This window comes from Aneurinibacillus aneurinilyticus ATCC 12856 (assembly GCF_000466385.1).
GTDB classification, from domain to species: Bacteria; Bacillota; Bacilli; order Aneurinibacillales; family Aneurinibacillaceae; genus Aneurinibacillus; species Aneurinibacillus aneurinilyticus.
The window spans coordinates 38,860-57,041 of sequence record NZ_KE952802.1; the positions used below are offsets into that span (position 1 = coordinate 38,860).

Genomic DNA, 18,182 nt, shown 5'->3' on the forward strand with positions numbered 1-18,182 from the left:
TACGCAAGTGTTACCGATTATTTTCCCCCAGAATACGGACCGCATACACTTCCTTGCAGAAGCCACGCAAGCCATTGTATATTCTGTTCATCCGCGACTCTCGTTCCGCCAGAGCAAATACGGTCGGTCCGCTTCCTGACATAAGAACACCATCCGCACCAAATCGCAGCATTCTTTCCTTAATTTGACGAACCTGTGGATGCATCTCTAGTGTAACAGATTCGAGATGATTACCCAATGCACGACATACTCCACCGAAGTCGCTTCGTTGAATGGCCGCGATCATCTCAGCCGACTTTCGCTCCTCTTTCCATTCATCGATACGCAATGCGCCGTACACTTCACCTGTTGAGACGCCAATCGGCGGCTTCGCAAGAATGACCCAGCAGGAAGGCGGGGACGGGAGAGGCTCGATTTTCTCACCGCGCCCACGAGCCAACGCCGTCCCACCATACACACAAAAAGAGACATCCGAGCCGACATGCGAACCCAGCTCGGCCATCTCCTCCACATTCATACCCAGATCCCATAATCGGTTCAAACCTTTAATCGTTGCTGCTGCATCGCTGCTGCCACCCGCCAAACCTGCGGCAATAGGAATTTGTTTATCAATATGGATGTGTACGCCGCTCTTAATACCAAATCGCTCTTTAACGAGCCGCGCTGCTTGATATACATGGTTTCGATCATCAAGCGGCAGATAACTAACCGTGCAATCAAGCGTAATTTTGTCTTCTTCCCGTGGATAAATAGTTAGTCTGTCGGCCAAGTCAATGGTCGTCATCACCATCTCAATCTCATGATAGCCATCCGGCCGTTTTGCCAATACATCCAATGTTAAGTTGATTTTTGCCGGGGCTTTGACCATAAGGCAAGCGTCGTTCACCAAGTCCTTCTTCCCTTCCATTTTATGCTTTGCTTATTTTAGCATTAATTGATAAGAAAATGAAGAACATAGACCTTAACATAAGCAAGGGAGACTTCGCTAACATTTTTTCTTTCCCAAAATAATAAAAGACCAGGCAGATTACCTGGTCCTTACCGGGAAAAGTTACTTTGTGGGATTCTGTTTCGCCAGCGATTCTTCCGCAAGCTGAATAGCTCGCTTTACCATATTTCCCGCATCGCGGGTGGTAATGCCGCCCCAGCCTTCACGCTGTACAGTTTCATAAAAACCAAGGTCCTTTGCAAGCTCATACTTGAACTGCTCTGACATAACGCCTCTTCTGCGTGCCATATATACAGCCCCCTTTATCTTTCCCGTGCGCATAGTATGTGCAGAAAAGAAAAATAAAAACAGCAGGATAAGATATCCTACTGTTCAAGGGCGATTCGAATATGTTCATCATCGCGGCAAATTGTAAGTTCCACTGTCTCTGTAAGCACATCTGCATAGCTGTACGACACGCGCTCGAAGGAATGCTTGTCCTCATCGAGCTTCACAATAAATACAGACGGGTAAGTTTCTTCAAGAACTCCCGTCCTTTCTACGGTCTTGCGACGGCCACCGTTCGCTCGGAGCAAAATCCGCTCGCCGATATGCCCATCCAAATTACGTTTTATATCGTGTAACGTATTTCTCGCCATTCAGACCACCTCACTATAGGTAAGTATAGCATCACTTCTATAGTATGTCAAATAAATTGATTATTATAGCAAGATTTTATGGATGATGTCAATATTTTTTTACCGGGAAAACGTTTTGAAATCTGAAAAATCAAAAAATGATAAAAAAGTCGTATCTGAATAAAATGGGTTCTTCAAGTCGACCTTTATCTTACGATAGAATAAAGGCCGACTTGAATAGATTTCCTCGCTATTTCCCGGTTACTCATCCTTATTATAACTACGGCTTTGGAATCCCGAAACGAAAGCATCCTTTCGACTCCAAGCCTCCTACTCCTTCAATACCCGTAATTGTATTTTTAACCATGTCAAAAACATTAATCGATTGCTGAATGGAGGTATACGCCACTTTTTCGGCTATGTATACCGGATCGAGCGTGTGGATATTAATTCGCTTCGGTGAACTCGCAAAATTCGCTCCCGCTCCTAGAATTGCTTCGAAATGCGATTGGCATGCCCCTGCAAAAATAACTAAACCATCCTTGCTCTGCTGAAACATCCGAGCCTTTTCGACTGCCTGAACAAAATATTTTGAGTGGCGATAGCTATTCAAATCATCCGCTGGTCCTCTTTTGCTCTGCAAAGCATCATGCCCCGTCAACACCAGAATATCCGGACTATGTTTGTTCAAAAGAGAAAGAATTACTTCTGGAAACTCTTTCTCAGGATAATGGTATCCAACAGTAGGCACTCTCAATTCCTGATAAACAGCCAGGCACTTCTTCAGATACCCTCTGTCTCCATCCACATGAAGAACCTTTCCCGGCCAGTCGAAGGACCCTCCTATGTCTTTTGTGTGGTTCACCTGGCGCCATGAGTTTTTCTCACGGGCCGAACGTCTTTCCTGCTGAATGAGCCGCATCGCTTCGAGGTGCTTCTGTTCGCAGGCGCTTCGCATCTTTTGCATCTCATCCTCATTCACTTTAACCAGGTCATCAAGTGGAGCGTCTGCCATGAGCCGATAGTCCAGGCCGATAAGTGCAGCGGTTTTATCTTCTTTGTCAATATCGAGAATCTGGAACAACATATCATAGCCATGCGATTTCCTTGTTACAATGTCACCAACTTTAAGCTTCGGATTCGTAAACACAAAAACCCCTCCTTCCCTAGACATCGTATGCTTGCCGGGAAAAAGGGGTTCTGCCTATCTGCATCTGATTTGGTACATCGTAGTCTCAGCGGTTGAAAGAAGGTGCATTAGCCTTTTCCCTACCTCGGACCGCCTTGCCCATATCAAGATATCAAACATATTCTATGTAGCAGCCTGGGAAATCAGGTTACTTAACCGGGCAAATTCCTCGAGCGAAAGCGTCTCGCCCCGCCTTGCCGGCTCAATGCCCGCTTCTGCGAGAATACCCAACATTTCTTCTTTACGTTCCTTGCCGAAGAGATTATTCAGCAGGTTATTTGATAACGTTTTACGGCGCTGTGCAAAGCTGGCTTTGACAACCCGGTAGAACATCGCCTCGCTCTCTACGGCCACGGCAGGTTTGTTCCGAATACGGAGACGAAGAACCGCTGAATCAACATTCGGCTGGGGAATAAAGACGCTGTGCGGCACAATAGTAACCACTTCCGCCTCTGCATAGAACTGTGCCAGTACACTTAATGCGCCGTACTCTTTGCCCCCTGGCCCAGCAGCGATACGTTCGGCTACTTCCTTCTGGATCATAACCACAATGTTTTCAAGCGGCAGCCGCTCTTCAAGCAATTTCATTAAAATAGCACTTGTCACATAATACGGCAGGTTTGCTACGACACTGACCTTCTCCTGCTCTGAAAATTTCTCCTGAATCAGCGTGCCCAAATCCATCTCTAGAACATCACCATGAACGATTTCCGTGTGCGGATACGAAGACAAGGTATCAGCCAGAATCGGTAACAGCCGCTGATCGATTTCAACAGCCACCACTTTACCCGCTCTGCGGGATAATTGCTCGGTCAGCGCCCCGATGCCCGGTCCGATTTCGATGGCACCCTTCTCTTTTGTTAACTCAGCAGCATCAACAATTTTACTTAAAATGTTCAAATCAACCAGGAAATTTTGTCCCAGACTTTTTTTAAACGAGAATCCATATTTCTTAAGAATTTCTTTCGTTCTTGTTGGTGTTGCAATGTCGCGCATTGTCATCTCTATTCCTCCTGCGCCAGAACCGAAGCAAGTGCCTCGACGAATTCTTCACGTGTAATCTGCAGCATGAGCATTCGCTTATGCAGTTGTTGAGCATTCGCGTAGCCGATACCTAGTTTCTCGCCCAGCAACGTCCGACGTCCTTTGGCTTGTGCTCCGCCGACCAAACCAGCATCAATCATATCCGCCATCGTAATCTGCTCCGCCGGGGCTTCTGCTTCTGTTCGAACCTCAGCAAGCGCTCTACGTATTACCTCTGGTGATGCATATTCCACCCCTAAGTTACGTTTGCCCTGCCCCTCAGCTTTTTTGATGAATGCATGCTTACAGCCAGGTACGGCTTGACTGATAATCTTACGGATGCGTTCTCCCTGATAGTCTGGATCAGTAAACACGATTACTCCACGGTTATGCTGAGCCCGCCGAATGCGGTCGATGACCCATTTCGGAATAGCCGAACCGCCAGTCTCAATCGTATCGGCCTGTACTGCACGCTTAATGGCGACTGTATCAGACTTTCCTTCTACCACAATAACTTCTTTAATCATCACGCTTATTTCCTCTTTTCAGAAATACACATATCCTGTTGGTTTTTAAAACACTAAGATACAAATCAACAGATGACGATGTGTATGCTAAATACGAAAAAGAAAAGACAGGGAAAAATAATTTCTCCCTGTTTGTATCATACCATTAATTTGGTTTATTCGGACCGATAACATGCACGGTTTTACGCTGGACACCAAAGTTCTGAACCTCGTCTTCAGATGCGAAGTATAAGTCCATTCTATTGCCTTTAATGGCACCGCCTGTATCTTCAGCCTTACGAAAACCATACCCTTCAATATAAACCCACCAGCCGAGGGGTACGACACTCGGATCGACTGCAATGGTTCTCCCTTCCTTCGCTGTAGTTCCTGACGCTGTAATCGCATAATCCGCATCTCCAGGATTTTTTCCTGTGGATGACGCATGTGGTGAATAAGCAGTCATTCTTACCTGAAGCGTTTTGCGTGGCGTAAAGTCTCCTCCCAATTCAGATACTCTGGATGCCCGATCGCTCTCGCTTCGTGATACAGCTGTCATTCGTGCCGTTCCAACCGCTACAATGTGATCTTTCCAGTCTTGCAGCTTTTCGGTTTCGACAAGCTTCTTTGACGTAGGTTTGCCATTGATATAGACAACCTCATATCGTTCCAGTACTTTTCCTTCCTGGCCCTGCTGAATAACCTTCTGCTGTCCTTGCAGCATGGTGCGGTCTTCCCGCTCTTTTGTACTGAAGGCTACCGTTTTCTCGTTACTCACCAATTTTTTGGTGATTCGTGTAACCGTTACTGTCTGATTTTCTTGTACAGGTTGATTGAGCGCTGGCTTAACCTTGTCTAACGGTCCAAGCACCACATGCTCCTCGGCAAGAATATCTTTTACCTGACGTTTTGCCGTCATAACTTGTTTTTTATGACCGGCTATGTTTATGTTTATCTTTCTTCCTGGTATGTAACTCACTTGCATACCGTCTGTCAATATTGTGTCTATCCCTACATTCAGCTCATCAAAATTTTCTAGTTTTATCCCTTTCTCAACCAGGAATTCTCCTAGCGTTTTCGCTTTTGTGGTTACGGCCATTGCTTTGCCGTCATTTATGAAAGTAAACTTCTTTGTTTGCAATGAATTAACCAAAAGCGCAAGACTTAAGAGAACAAGGATCGCAACAGCGGTCAGAAGAATCCACATTCGACCCTTCCAAAAATCCGACTGAATATGATTTTGCTTCAAAGTCTATCTGCCTCCTTCAACGGTTGAGAGTCATTGTAGTCGATCCTTTGAAAATTTGTCAAACCAATTTTTTACATCTTTTTCTACAAAGTTCGCAAATTTTCAATAGGCATTCAGACTCAATAGCTTGTCCCAACCGTTGATACATCTGAGACAGAAAATTTCTCTATTACTCAATCTATTCCTTTATATGGAATAAATTTTTAGCATTTGCCGTCGTAATTTCAGCTAATTGTTCGAACGAAATATTTTTTAACTCAGCGATTTTCTCGGCAACGTATCGAACATATGCGCTTTCGTTTCGCTTACCGCGGTATGGCTCCGGAGTAAGGTACGGACAATCGGTTTCGATGAGCAGGCGTTCAAGCGGTACCATCTCGGCTACTTCCTTCGGTTTCTTGGCATTTTTGAATGTTACCGGGCCACCTAATGAGATATAAAAATTCATATCGATACACTGGCGCGCCATTTCTGGGCTACCGGAGAAGCAGTGCATAATACCGCCAACCTCTTCCGCCTTCTCTTCACGTAAAATGTCGAGAATATCCTGATGTGCATCTCTATCATGGATAATAATCGGGAGTTTTAGTTTTCTTGCCAGACGAATTTGCTTACGAAATACATTCTGCTGTATATCTTTTGGCGAAGTATCCCAGTAATAGTCCAGACCGATTTCCCCAATAGCTACTACCTTGTCTTCTTCAGAGGCCAACTTCTCAATCCAGGCCAAATCTTCATCAGTCAATGTTTTTGCATCCTGCGGATGCCAGCCGATAGCTGTATAGATAAAATCATACGTACGGGTTAACTCGAGAGACGTCTCGATCGTCTCCCGGTTATACCCAATGTTACAAATATACGAAACACCGTTTTCCCTTGCTCTGGCAATGGTCTCTTCTCTATCATCGTTAAATTTTTCATCGTTCAGGTGGGCATGTGTGTCAAAAAGCACGCTCCCAGCTCCTTCCTTATGCGTTTCCGGCGTTTACTTTACAATTGCGCCGTTTGGCATACTTTCAGGTACGGTCGCAAGTGTTAGACTGTCCCCTTCAGAAGCGGCAAGAATCATTCCATTTGATATTTCGCCACGCAATTTTACTGGTTTCAAGTTGGTAACGCAGATGACTTTTTTACCAACAAGCTCTTCCGGACTATAGTATTTTGCAATGCCGGAGACGACCTGTCGTCTCTCAAAACCCAAGTCAAGCTGCAGCTTTAACAGCTTATCCGCCTTTGGAACTTTCTCAGCTTCAATTACCTGTGCTACGCGCAATTCCACTTTCATGAAATCATCAATGTTAATCTCAGCAGCCTCGTGCTTTTGCTCCGTTTTTGCCTGCTCTTTCTGTTTCCGGTTTTCTTCCGCCTGCTTACGTGCTGCAGCAGTTGTTTCATCAATGATGGCAATTTCTTTTTCCAGCTCCAGACGAGGGAACAAGGCATCACCACGATTTATTTTCGTATTAGCCAAAAGCTTGCCCCATTCTTTTGCTGCATCCCATCCGGTAATGTCCTCTCCTTCTGTAATACCCAATTGTGCCCAGATTTTATGCGGTGTATGGGTCATGAACGGTTGAATTCCGATGGAGATAATACGGATGCTTTCCGCCAAATTGTACATTACTGTGCCAAGACGTTCTTTGTTAGACTCATCTTTTGCCAGCACCCACGGCATCGTTTCATCAATGTATTTGTTTGTACGGCTGACCAATTCCCACAGATGAGAAAGCGCGCTGCCAAATTTCATCTCATCCATATTCTCTTCAAGTCCGACAACAGCTTTACGGGCTACATCCCGCAGCGTATCATCAAGCGCCTCTGGAGCACTTGGCGCCGGAATAACACCGTCGAAATATTTGTCGATCATGGCTACGGTACGGCTTACAAGATTACCAAGATCGTTGGCCAAATCAAAATTCAAGCGTTGAATGAACGCTTCTGGCGTAAACACGCCATCCTGCCCAAAAGCGATCTCACGAAGCAGGAAATAGCGAATGGAATCGGAGCCATAGCGTTCGATTAAGAATTTTGGATCGATGACATTTCCTTTTGATTTCGACATTTTACCATCCGGCATAAGCAGCCAGCCATGACCGAATACTTTCTTCGGTAGCGGCAGGTCAAGTGCCATCAAAATAATTGGCCAATAAATTGTATGGAAGCGGAGAATATCCTTACCAATCATGTGTACATCAGCCGGCCAATATCGATTGAATTTAGTTTCGTCATCACTCATATAACCAAGCGCTGTAATATAATTCGCAAGTGCATCAATCCATACATAGATAACGTGTTCCGGATCATTCGGCAGTTTGATGCCCCAATCGAAAGATGTTCGGGATACACTTAAATCTTCTAGACCCGGCTTTAAGAAGTTATTTACCATCTCATTGCGGCGCGATGCCGGCTGGATAAATTCCGGATGCTCTTCAATATGCTTGAGCAGACGCTCCTGATACTTGGACATACGAAAGAAATAGCTTTTTTCTTTAACAAGAGATACCGGTCGACCACAATCCGGACAAATATGCTCTCCGTCTTTTTTGGATTGATGCTCTGTCCAGAACGCTTCACAAGGGACACAGTAATAACCTTCGTATTCACCAAGGTAGATATCCCCTTTATCCACAAGCTTCTGAAAAATCTTCTGTACGGCATCCTTATGACGCTGCTGCGTGGTCCGGATAAAATCGTCGTATGAAATATCCAAACGTGCCCACAAATCTTTAATCCAATCGACAATCGGATCAATAAATTCAAGGGGCTGCTTGCCTTCTTCCGCTGCGCGTTGCTGTAGCTTCTGGCCGTGCTCATCCGTTCCCGTCAGATAATACACATCATAGCCACGCAGGCGTTTATAGCGGGCCAATGCGTCGCAGGCAATAGTCGTGTACGCATTTCCGATATGTAGTGTATTACTCGGATAATAAATTGGTGTTGTAATGTAGTAGGTCGGCTTACTCAACGTGCTCATCCTTTCACTAAAAAATGTCGTAAAAAACAAGAAAAACTTGCGGGCATAGCCGCTCGGAAGAAAGTAGATATCGCTTTCTTGTCCATTAAAAAAAGCTCTCTATCCCAACATGGGACGAGAAGCTCTCGTGGTACCACCCAAATTCCCTACCATTGTATCCTTCTATAGAAAAGATACAAACGGATAGGCTCTTATCCCATAACGCGGGAAACGTTGCCTCCTAACAAACGGCATGCTCGGAAGCAAAAACTCAGGGGCCATCTTCATCCCGCCGCCTCTACCGGTTTCCACCTTTGCCGGCTCTCTGTAAAAAAGCGCACGCAACTACTCTTCCCTTCATCGTCACGATACAATATTCATCTATAATCCTTACCTTTTCCCTTTTATTCTATACCCTACTATGGGCGTCTCGTCAAGTCGATAGTTTTTCTTGCATTCCCCTCCCTTTATTTTACTTATTTGTCGAATCAATAGCGAAATTTTTCTTTTTTTGTCGAAAAAAAGTGCGTGTAATAAAAATTCAAAAAACTATTTGTGAAAATATACTAAAAATATCTAGTTACATAGTAGATAAATCAATTTTAAATGTTATATAATCTTTGTATATATTACTTAAAACCCTCACTTTTGCCTCTTTAAGTAATTTTATTCCATAAAATGAGAATTTCTTATAAAGTAATCCCAGTAAATGGTTGACCTATAGTTAAAATCCTGTTAGGATAGTGTTTAAGAAAGATTTGTCGAATTTTGACGATAAAACAAGAATAAATTAATTCGTTATGAGAGGAGACGTAGTACACATGAAATCAACAGGTATTGTAAGAAAAGTAGATGAACTGGGACGTGTCGTTATTCCGATTGAACTTCGTCGCACACTAGGTATTGGGGAAAAGGATGCACTGGAAATCTACGTAGACGGGGAGCGCATCATGCTCAAGAAATATGAACCCGCTTGCATTTTCTGCGGTAGCACGGAAGAAACTGTAACATATAAAGGCAAAATCATCTGCGGAAGCTGTCTTTCCGAGATGCCTACTACGCAAAAAGCGTAAGCAAGCCTTACACATAGAAAAGCTTCCCCTAAAACCGGGGAAGCTTATTTTTCGTTCTGATGATACTCATTATATACTTCGCGTTTCGGCAATCCACGCTCTTCGGCTGTTAACTTTAATGCTTCCTTTTTGTTTGCACCTTTTTCAATATGAACGTTAACGTGAGTGACGATATCAAGCCCGCTCCACCAACTGTCCATTTCAGTCTCTTCCACCTCTGTGCTCCCTTCAACAATTAAGGTGAATTCTCCTCTGATCTCTTCCTGTTCCTCAAGAAAATGTAGAACTTCTTCCATACTTCCTCGAATGAATTCCTCGTACCGTTTGGTTAGCTCTCTTCCAAGCGCTATCTTTCTATCACCAAGAATCCCCATCATTTCATGCAATGTTTTGCTAATTCGATGAGGCGACTCATAAAAGATCAATGTCTCAGGATAGAGGCGTAAACGTTCCAGCTCTTCCCGCCGTTCTTTTTTATCTCGGGGCAAAAATCCGCGAAAAGCAAACCTATCCGTTGGCAAACCAGATACGATAAGAGCTGAAAGGCCGGCATTGGCACCTGGAATAGGTATAACTGTAATCCCCTCTTCTACCGCGGCACGCACCAAATCCTCTCCAGGATCGGAAATGGCGGGAAGACCGGCGTCACTAACGAGAGCCACTGATTTTCCTTCCATTAAAAGACGAAGGATTTCCGGTCCGCTCGCCGTTTTGTTGTGTTCATGATAGCTGATAAGCCTTGTCTCAATTTGAAAATGGGTTAGCAGCTTGCGTGTCTGCCTTGTATCTTCGGCAGCAATAATGTCTACTTCTCGCAGCGTATGAATAGCACGAACCGTCATATCATCAAGGTTGCCAATCGGTGTAGCCACAAGATATAGCTGTCCCTCTTCTTTCCCGGACACGAAGCTCTTCTGAACAAACATGATTAATCTTCCCTCCTGTCTCCGTAATAAATGGAATAAATTTCGTCACAGTATGTTCCGTCTTCATTATATACAACCAACGGCGGCAACACTTTTATATCCGGCTTTCCATCTCTTGTTCCTTCAATTAGCACCATATTGGCTTCTGTTCCCGGCTTCGGATAAACAAGCCTGATGCGTTTTGGCTCAATTCTGTATTTGCGCATCAGCGTCATGATATCAGCCATTCGGCCTGCACGATGGACATATGCCACTTTTCCGCCACTACGGACCAAGCGACTACTGGCCCGGATCATCTCTTCAAGCGTGAGCAAGATCTCATGACGTGCGATTGCTACATGACTGCTCTTGTTCTTATCTCCGCCTATGGCCGGCATATACGGTGGGTTACAGGTCAACACATCGTATCCCCCATTTTGCAAGAAGGTATGTGCGTCTTTCACATCACCATGATACACGTTAATACGCCCTGCCAAACCATTCAGTGCAACATTTCGTTGTGCCATATCGTACAACCGCTCCTGAATTTCCACTGCATCGATAAGACACTCTGTTCGTGTGCTGAGCAGAAGGGGAATTACACCATTTCCAGTACAAAAATCAATGAGCCGTCCCCTTTTCATCGGCAGGGACACGAAACGAGACAAAAGCACGGCATCCAGAGAGAAGCAGAACACTTCTTTGCTCTGGATAATCTTCATATTCTTTGTCAATAAATCATCTATCCGTTCATCCGGATACAGATGCACTCTTTCCATTTCTTGCGCTCGTTCCTTTCGCAAAAAACGACCCGCAATCGTATACGGGTCGTTGTTGTTATCCCTGTTTATTTAAGAATGCGAGGCAAAACAGACAATCTCCGTCTGTACGCAGGCTCCCGTAATGCACATTGCAAATATGGAAACCTTCTTGGTATAAACGTGCCAGATTGTCATACCCTTCTCCGACAACTGCCCGTTTCTTTTTATCTTTTTTTGCTTTTACCCCGCTACTTTGACGCTTCTCTTTTTTCTCAAGCTCTGTTTCGCGCTGCTGTAGACGCTCTCTAAGGTGTTGATTCTCTATCAAGAGATTCTTGTTTTCTTCCATAAGCTCCAGCAGCGCATTTTTCAAATGGCCGATTTCCTCATATAATCCGCCTACTTTTTCCTCAATTAACGCGAGCTGGTGAAACATGCTCTGTTTGTTCACAATCCCCACCTCAGTTATTCTCTACTGCACCTTCTCAACCACGCTAATTTCTTCAAGAGGCAGTTCCATAATCTGTTCGGCTTCATACATGTTTATCTGAACTTTGCGCTCCAGAATGTTCAAACCTACAACACGGCCATATCCCATTGGCGTTGCCACTTCCTTGCCAACATCCGGCAGCTCGTCCTTCGCGCTTTCATAATTATCATTTTCATATTTCAGGCAGCACATCAGCCGTCCGCACAATCCGGAGATTTTAGCCGGATTTAATGATAGGTTTTGATCTTTCGCCATCTTAATCGACACCGGTTCAAAATCTCCAAGGAATGTAGAGCAACAGAGGATACGGCCACATGGACCGATGCCACCGAGCATCTTCGCTTCATCACGTACACCGATTTGCCGAAGCTCGATGCGTGTGCGAAAAATAGCAGCTAAATCCTTAACCAATTCTCTGAAATCCACCCGACCATCTGCCGTAAAATAGAAAATGATTTTGTTCTTGTCAAACGTGTATTCTACATCAACCAGCTTCATTTCGAGCTTGTGGATAACAATTTTCTCCTGGCATGTGTTAAATGCTTCCTTCGCCAATTTATGGTTGTCTTCCACCTGAAAACGATCCTGATCATCCGCAATGCGAAGCACTTTCTTCAGTGGCAGTACGACATCATTATCGTCTACCTGCTTACGGCCGATAACAACTTGTCCGTACTCCACACCCCGCGCCGTCTCTACAATAACGTGGTCTTGGTTCTCAATCGGGAATTCTCCCGGATCAAAATAATATATCTTCCCCGCTTTTTTAAAGCGGACACCTACAACATCAAACAAAATGTTATCCCTCCTGCAGACGAAGCACCATATCTTCCAAGGATAACTGCAGGTTCGCATAGTGCGTAAGCCTGTTTTTCGTTACCAGGATTGTTCCCATTCCATCAACAAGTCTGCGCTGACTGATGCGTAATGCCTGTTTCTGAATGGGCTCCATCTGATCATTATTCGTAATCTGGGATTCCTGTCCCAGCAAAAAAAGCAATAAATCGCGGAACCAGAGCAACAATAAATCAAGAAACAGGTCAATTTTGTCAGGATCTTTTTCCTGCTTGAGAAGTTTATCATGAATGGTAACGAGAGCATATGTGCCTCGCTCCATTATATCCTCACTTAATTGTATCACTAGGCTTCTCAAATGCGCAAACGATTCTAATTGGCATAATGTGCGTGCTTCATCCATATCGTTAGCAATTCGCGCAGCTGCTCTGGCCAATCCTTGCTTTATCCCTTCCTGCTCAAGCCGTTCTGCGATGGCTTCAGATGAAGGAGCATGAAAGGAGACGATTTGGCAGCGGGATAGAATAGTAGGAAGCAAATCATGGATATTGCTGGTGAGCAGAATGGCAACAACTCCCTGAGGGGGCTCTTCCAGAAATTTTAGCAACCGGTTGGTTGCTTCCTGATTCATTTTTTCAGCTTCTTCCATTATATATACTTTATGACTCGATTCTGCCGCCCGGTAGGAGAACTTCTTCTGCAGATCTTCGATTTGTTTAATGCGGATGATATTTTTCTCGGGTTCAATCCAATGTACATCCAGATGATTGCCTTCTTCGATCAACCGACAGTTCTTGCACTCCCCACAACTATCGCCATCCCGCCGCAGGCAAAAAACAGCCTGGGCAAGATGCTTCGCCATTTTTCTTTTCCCGGCTCCTCTGACTCCAGAAAAGAGGTATGCATGTGAAAGTCGGTCATTCCTAAGGCTACGGTGCAGCAGCTCCGCGGCCTGCCTCTGTGCAGCAAACTCACTCCACATAATATCAGTCCACACTTCTTTCGCTGATTTATCACATATACATATTGATTAGCAAACCTCTAACTTCACCAATCGTATCAAGAATATTGATGCCTTTCTGCTCTTTTTGCAGCACTGCATCCGTTACTTCTGTCAGCTTTTTGTCTACTTCCGTAATAATTTTGTATACTTTACTGCGTCCACGCCGACTGAAGCCATGCCTCTCTTCCAGTGCAACACCGTTTTTTACCGCTTCTTCCATAAAGTTTTTGACTAAAGTCTTATATTCTTTTAAATCTTTAATCGTGCGTGATTTTGCAAGTCGCTCACCCTGCATATCGATTTGCTCAATAAGTTTATTAAATTTCTCAACATTAAGCTGCTGACTGCGATTTTGCATAACTTCGTCAAAATCGACATAATACTGGGGAAGCTCTTTCTGCTTTGGCTCAATTCCTAGCATTTTATCGATTGGCATGTTTTCTCCAATTCGCATGGAAACCATCCTTTTCATTAATTATTTTACAGTTTGCGTCTGTATGTTTACTATACGAATCGGCATTTTTCGGCCTGCTTGTAATAATGTTCATTCCCTTCCCAGCAAACATAAGAGGAGGGACTTACTGCTCATCTGATTGGGATAAAAAGGATGGAGTCAGCGTATTAGCAGCAAGATAGCTCAAAAAGTGGACACGAATAGCTTCATGCAAGGTATCAATATCGCGTGCCGCATTTATTTTAACAATCCGGTCCTCATTTTCGCTACAAATAGCAGAAAATCCCTGTTTTACCTTCTGATGATACTCATCTGGTTTACTTTCGATACGGTCCGGTCCTTCATGCAAGCTGAAGCGCCGCTGCAGCCGCTCCCTGCTAATCTCAGACGGTAAATCGAGAAAATAGGTTATATCCGGAGTCAAACCACCGGTTGCAAAGCGGTTAATTTCCATAATTTTTTCTAATGGAAGTTCGAGTCCGTACCCCTGGTAAGCCAAACTGGCATCTACAAATCGATCACACAGCACAATGACTCCCCGCTCAAGTGCAGGGATAATCTTCTCACGAACGTGCTGGGCCCGAGAAGCGGCGTATAGCAAAACCTCGGTCTCCTTCTTCATTTCACGGTTTTGCGGATCCAATAGCAAGGCTCGAATGCTATCGCTGATATTCGTGCCGCCCGGTTCTCTGGTGAGCATGACATCATAGCCTTTCTCTCGTAAAAAACTGTACAATAGTTTAATCTGGGTGGTCTTACCCGACCCATCAGTTCCTTCAAATGTAACAAAACAACCTCTCAACGGTTGCATCCTCCCTTGTTTTGTATGATGTTATCATAATCGAAAAGCTACAGGTTTACCAGTACGAACATCTTCTCCAGCTTCTCATCAGAAGCCCCCTGAAAGTAACCACCGGCCCTTTTAATGCGGCGGATGGCCTCGATATGTGCAGATGTTATAATTTCACCTGGTGTAAGCAAAGGGATTCCTGGTGGATACGGAATAATCATCTCTGCGCTATATCTTCCAATTGCCTCCTGAAGCGTTACTTCCTCACTCTTCTTGTAAAATGCTTCCCGAAGTGGGATGGCAGGTTCAATAAACGATTGAACACCCGATAACATTCCGGTTATATCCCACGTATCATCAGCTTGTGCCCTATCCCCTGCGAGCCGATGCTCCCCTATTTCTTCGTCTATCTTTCTAATTATTGATACCATTCGTTCAATATCCTCATCTCGGACATCTATAGAAAAAACAAGTACAACATTACGGACATCAGCCATTTCTGCTACGCAGCCTTTATCCTGAAGATATTCCAATAGCTGATACCCTGTTATGGAGCTATGTTTTGATTTTAGCACCCACTTAAGCGGATCCCGGTTGTGCACACAAGCAGTTTTGTCATTGGCTTGCTCCCATATCGAAAGATGTTGCAATTCTTTAGCTACATCAATTCTATAACGTTCCAGCTTTTCGACTGTATAGGAGAGTTGCGTGCGTCCCTGAATAACGAGATGACGGCGCGAAACATCTAGGGAAGCCATTAATGGATAAGAGGGGCTGCTTGATTGTACCATAGCAAGCACACCGGCAAGTTTCTCTCTTGGAATAAGCGTACCTTGAACATGCAACATGGAAGCCATCGTCATTGCAGTCAACATTTTATGCGTCGATTGGATAACAAGATCTGCGCCAACCTGCAAGGAGGAAGAAGGCACCACATCAGCCTGTCCAAAATGTGCCCCGTGTGCCTCATCTACGATAAGTGGAATCCCGGCCTGGTGGCATATATTCGCTAACTCAGCAACGTTCTGTCCCATTCCATAATAATTCGGGTTTGTAATCCAGGCCGCTTTGGCCTGCGGATACTTACATAAAGCTATCTGCAAGTGTTCGGGATTAATTCCTGCAGCTACCTGCGTGTCCGGTTCAATATCTGGAAGAACATATACCGGTTGAGCTCCGGCTAACATCAGACCATTAAATACGGATTTATGAGCGTTGCGTTGAACTAATATCACATCACCAGGATTACACAATGTAAGTGCCGCAGCTAGATTTCCTGCTGTTGAGCCTCCTATCAGAAAAAATGTGTGTTCAGCTCCGAACGCATCAGCTGCCAATTCCTGCGCCCTAGCAATTACCCCTGTTGGATGATGCAGATCATCCAGGCCGTTTATTTCTGTTGCATCTACCTTTAATATAGAATGGAAATGTAACATTGCTTCTCCATCAAACGTATTCCCATCCTTGTGCCCCGGCACATGAAGAGATTGATGACAATTCCCTTCATACATACATAGAGCCTCATATAATGGCGCTTCTTTATGATTCATTCCGATAGCCTCCTATACTGTTGAAATGTGTTTGTTCTCATAATTGTTCCATAAAATAAAACTTCTCTGAGTAGTCGTATTACCGTCCGTTAAAACAGATAAAAAAAACCCTTCTTATTTTCAAGAAGGGTTAAGCGTTTTGCTTTAGCCAAATGCTACGCATTTGCCTGATAAAGAAGCGATATTTATCTTCCGAAGCATCTGTTGTTACAATTTCCTGTTCACACCGCTGACAAACAAATGAATCAAAAATAAAGATACCCTGTGTCTCTTCATTGCCGCATACAATGCAGCTGCGGTTTTCCTGCTCCGTCATCATAATCTCACCTTCGTCTTTTTTACGCCATTCTTCCCCATTCTTTTCTATTTTATACATATGAATAAAAAGATTAGTAACACCTTCCATAACTTATATAATGATACCCAATGCTTTCTATTTCTTCAGGCTCATACAGACCGTACGGATCGATAAGTGTTGCATGACTCATCCTAACCATTTGCCTTGCCCATTCTTTTATGGGAATTTGAGAAACCGGCAAGCCGGGCGAAAGAATAAACAATCCTGATACCTCTTCTACAGCTTCCCATTTATCTTCGCATAATACAATATTTTTTTGGAGCGGATAAACAGTTTCTCTATTCTTTGTAAAAATTCGAAAACCATAATTCCGTTTGTTCAGCTCTTCTATAACATACTCCGTTAGTTTAGTTTTTGCGTCTTCCCAAATACCAAACATTACATCTTTTTTTAATGTTCGCCCTAACTTCTCTTCAAGGGAAGTTGAGAAAAAAATGGCTTGTTTCAGCCACTTTAGAGCTTCTTTTTCGGATATTTCGCTTCTCTTTTGCCCAATGCCCGGCTCTAGTCCAAGAGCACGACGTACGATTATGTAATCAGCTTTTCGATGCTTACATTCTTCATATAATAGTTCTTCATTGAAAAACCGGGTTGAAAGATAATTTTTATAAAAGGTACGCACTGTTTCCGCCTCTTTTATCGGCATGACAAGAATCGGGATACCGTATTCGCTAAATGTTCGTCGCAGATTAGCCCCCTTTTTCGTATGGGAAGAATCCACTCCCAGAACAATAGCTTGAGATTTTTCTTCTCCGATATAAATAACTGGAAAAATCAGTTCCAATGCAGTATGCAAAATCCTCCCTCCAAATCCGATAAAGGGAATAACGACCTATAAATCCATAAGACATAATAAATTAGACTTGATATTTATTGCACGAGGGAGTTCAAGGGATGAAGTCAGAAAAAATTAATAAGGGAAAATGGGAGAAACAGAATACAACAATTTACAGCTATACACTCCACTACCGATATCGCTGGAAATTATCTATGATCATAATACAGTTGTTTATTATTTTTGCTGCCGTATTTTTTGCGGAACAATATTTACAGATAACCAACCAAAATATTATACAATCGTTTGGTTATCTCGCGCTTCTTTGGCTGCTACAGGGATTTTCTTTTTTCTTATATTGCTTTATATCTTCGCTTTCGATGCGTTGGCACATTGATGCGTTCCTTTCCCCATGGGGAGGATGGCGAACAAAACTCCCACTTTCCATTTCTGATTATCAGCAGATTGAGTGGATGTTTTTCTTTTTTGGGAATGCTGCAGGGTTATTAGTAATGGCCTGGTGGGGCTTACAACACGGCTTTTTAATGCTTGTATTACATATTACTCTTAGTATTCCACGTTTGCTTACAGTGTTGCGTGTGCAAAAATGGAAAAAAGAACAAAAAGGATTTGTAGTAAAACATGAAAAACAAGGGATCGGCTTATATTCAACTTTCGGCTAATAACACACCATACATAAAACCCCCTTATCTGATTGCTCAGATAAGGGGGTTCATTTATT

General features: G+C 43.8%; 21 protein-coding genes and 1 other annotated feature. Of the genes, 2 read left to right on the top strand and 19 right to left on the bottom strand.

The features are described 5' to 3' along the window. Positions 1–10: 10 nt before the first annotated feature. From ispE to metG, 9 genes are all read right to left on the bottom strand, one after another. Positions 11–868 carry a 4-(cytidine 5'-diphospho)-2-C-methyl-D-erythritol kinase gene (ispE, locus tag HMPREF0083_RS13525; protein ID WP_040302771.1) on the bottom strand — a complete coding sequence of 286 codons (858 nt, stop codon included), beginning with the start codon at positions 866–868 and terminating at the stop codon, positions 11–13. A gap of 183 nt (positions 869–1,051) precedes the next feature. Beyond that, positions 1,052–1,237 carry a small, acid-soluble spore protein, alpha/beta type gene (locus HMPREF0083_RS13530; protein ID WP_040302756.1) on the bottom strand — a complete coding sequence of 62 codons (186 nt, stop codon included), beginning with the start codon at positions 1,235–1,237 and terminating at the stop codon, positions 1,052–1,054. A 77-nt stretch (positions 1,238–1,314) separates the two neighbouring features. After that, complete coding sequence (veg, locus tag HMPREF0083_RS13535) at positions 1,315–1,587, bottom strand: biofilm formation stimulator Veg (RefSeq protein ID WP_021622011.1); 273 nt, start codon at positions 1,585–1,587, stop codon at positions 1,315–1,317. Between the two features lie 259 nt (positions 1,588–1,846). Next, positions 1,847–2,716, bottom strand: coding sequence for a sporulation peptidase YabG (gene yabG, locus HMPREF0083_RS13540; RefSeq protein ID WP_040302757.1), 870 nt, complete (start codon positions 2,714–2,716; stop codon positions 1,847–1,849). 162 nt (positions 2,717–2,878) lie between these two features. Then, positions 2,879–3,757 carry a 16S rRNA (adenine(1518)-N(6)/adenine(1519)-N(6))-dimethyltransferase RsmA gene (gene rsmA / locus HMPREF0083_RS13545; protein WP_021622013.1) on the bottom strand — a complete coding sequence of 293 codons (879 nt, stop codon included), beginning with the start codon at positions 3,755–3,757 and terminating at the stop codon, positions 2,879–2,881. 2 nt (positions 3,758–3,759) lie between these two features. After that, on the bottom strand, positions 3,760–4,305 hold the full coding sequence (gene rnmV, locus HMPREF0083_RS13550; RefSeq protein WP_021622014.1) for a ribonuclease M5: 546 nt from the start codon (positions 4,303–4,305) through the stop codon (positions 3,760–3,762). Positions 4,306–4,450: 145 nt separating this feature from the next. Next, entirely contained in the window at positions 4,451–5,533 is a 1,083-nt protein-coding gene (locus HMPREF0083_RS13555) for a 3D domain-containing protein (RefSeq protein ID WP_051354655.1), read from the bottom strand. 178 nt (positions 5,534–5,711) lie between these two features. Continuing rightward, the gene (locus tag HMPREF0083_RS13560; protein ID WP_021622016.1) at positions 5,712–6,485 is read right to left on the bottom strand and encodes a TatD family hydrolase; all 774 of its coding nucleotides are present in this window, start codon (positions 6,483–6,485) and stop codon (positions 5,712–5,714) included. Between the two features lie 33 nt (positions 6,486–6,518). After that, a complete protein-coding gene (gene metG / locus HMPREF0083_RS13565; protein ID WP_021622017.1) occupies positions 6,519–8,507 on the bottom strand; it encodes a methionine--tRNA ligase in 1,989 nt (662 codons plus the stop codon). Positions 8,508–8,614: 107 nt separating this feature from the next. After that, positions 8,615–8,856, bottom strand: a binding site (T-box leader). Positions 8,857–9,307: 451 nt separating this feature from the next. Here metG and HMPREF0083_RS13570 point away from each other — a divergent pair. Next, a complete protein-coding gene (locus HMPREF0083_RS13570) occupies positions 9,308–9,559 on the top strand; it encodes an AbrB/MazE/SpoVT family DNA-binding domain-containing protein (protein ID WP_040302760.1) in 252 nt (83 codons plus the stop codon). 44 nt (positions 9,560–9,603) lie between these two features. On the opposite strand, the gene rsmI is transcribed toward HMPREF0083_RS13570, so the two are convergent. The 10 genes from rsmI to HMPREF0083_RS13620 all read right to left on the bottom strand — a co-directional run bounded on the left by rsmI (position 9,604) and on the right by HMPREF0083_RS13620 (position 17,461). Next, positions 9,604–10,485: a 16S rRNA (cytidine(1402)-2'-O)-methyltransferase gene (rsmI, locus tag HMPREF0083_RS13575; protein WP_021622019.1), complete on the bottom strand. Its 882-nt coding sequence runs from the start codon at positions 10,483–10,485 to the stop codon at positions 9,604–9,606. A gap of 2 nt (positions 10,486–10,487) precedes the next feature. Continuing rightward, positions 10,488–11,243, bottom strand: a complete 756-nt coding sequence (locus HMPREF0083_RS13580) for a tRNA1(Val) (adenine(37)-N6)-methyltransferase (protein WP_021622020.1) — start codon at positions 11,241–11,243, stop codon at positions 10,488–10,490. Positions 11,244–11,301: 58 nt separating this feature from the next. Continuing rightward, complete coding sequence (gene yabA, locus HMPREF0083_RS13585) at positions 11,302–11,676, bottom strand: DNA replication initiation control protein YabA (RefSeq protein WP_040302761.1); 375 nt, start codon at positions 11,674–11,676, stop codon at positions 11,302–11,304. Between the two features lie 21 nt (positions 11,677–11,697). Beyond that, positions 11,698–12,510, bottom strand: a complete 813-nt coding sequence (locus HMPREF0083_RS13590; RefSeq protein ID WP_021622022.1) for a PSP1 domain-containing protein — start codon at positions 12,508–12,510, stop codon at positions 11,698–11,700. A gap of 4 nt (positions 12,511–12,514) precedes the next feature. Continuing rightward, positions 12,515–13,492 carry a DNA polymerase III subunit delta' gene (gene holB / locus HMPREF0083_RS13595; RefSeq protein WP_021622023.1) on the bottom strand — a complete coding sequence of 326 codons (978 nt, stop codon included), beginning with the start codon at positions 13,490–13,492 and terminating at the stop codon, positions 12,515–12,517. A 31-nt stretch (positions 13,493–13,523) separates the two neighbouring features. After that, entirely contained in the window at positions 13,524–13,967 is a 444-nt protein-coding gene (locus HMPREF0083_RS13600; protein ID WP_240961428.1) for a YaaR family protein, read from the bottom strand. A gap of 124 nt (positions 13,968–14,091) precedes the next feature. Then, on the bottom strand, positions 14,092–14,769 hold the full coding sequence (gene tmk, locus HMPREF0083_RS13605; RefSeq protein ID WP_148315971.1) for a dTMP kinase: 678 nt from the start codon (positions 14,767–14,769) through the stop codon (positions 14,092–14,094). Between the two features lie 47 nt (positions 14,770–14,816). Further along, positions 14,817–16,307 carry an aminotransferase class I/II-fold pyridoxal phosphate-dependent enzyme gene (locus HMPREF0083_RS13610; protein WP_021622026.1) on the bottom strand — a complete coding sequence of 497 codons (1,491 nt, stop codon included), beginning with the start codon at positions 16,305–16,307 and terminating at the stop codon, positions 14,817–14,819. A gap of 130 nt (positions 16,308–16,437) precedes the next feature. Then, positions 16,438–16,713, bottom strand: coding sequence for a sigma factor G inhibitor Gin (locus tag HMPREF0083_RS13615; protein WP_021622027.1), 276 nt, complete (start codon positions 16,711–16,713; stop codon positions 16,438–16,440). Continuing rightward, positions 16,697–17,461: a hypothetical protein gene (locus tag HMPREF0083_RS13620; protein WP_040302763.1), complete on the bottom strand. Its 765-nt coding sequence runs from the start codon at positions 17,459–17,461 to the stop codon at positions 16,697–16,699. The genes HMPREF0083_RS13615 and HMPREF0083_RS13620 overlap by 17 nt, the downstream gene beginning before the upstream one ends. A gap of 98 nt (positions 17,462–17,559) precedes the next feature. Between HMPREF0083_RS13620 and HMPREF0083_RS13625 the strand changes: the two genes are divergently transcribed. Further along, positions 17,560–18,123, top strand: a complete 564-nt coding sequence (locus tag HMPREF0083_RS13625; RefSeq protein ID WP_021622029.1) for a hypothetical protein — start codon at positions 17,560–17,562, stop codon at positions 18,121–18,123. Positions 18,124–18,182: the final 59 nt, after the last annotated feature.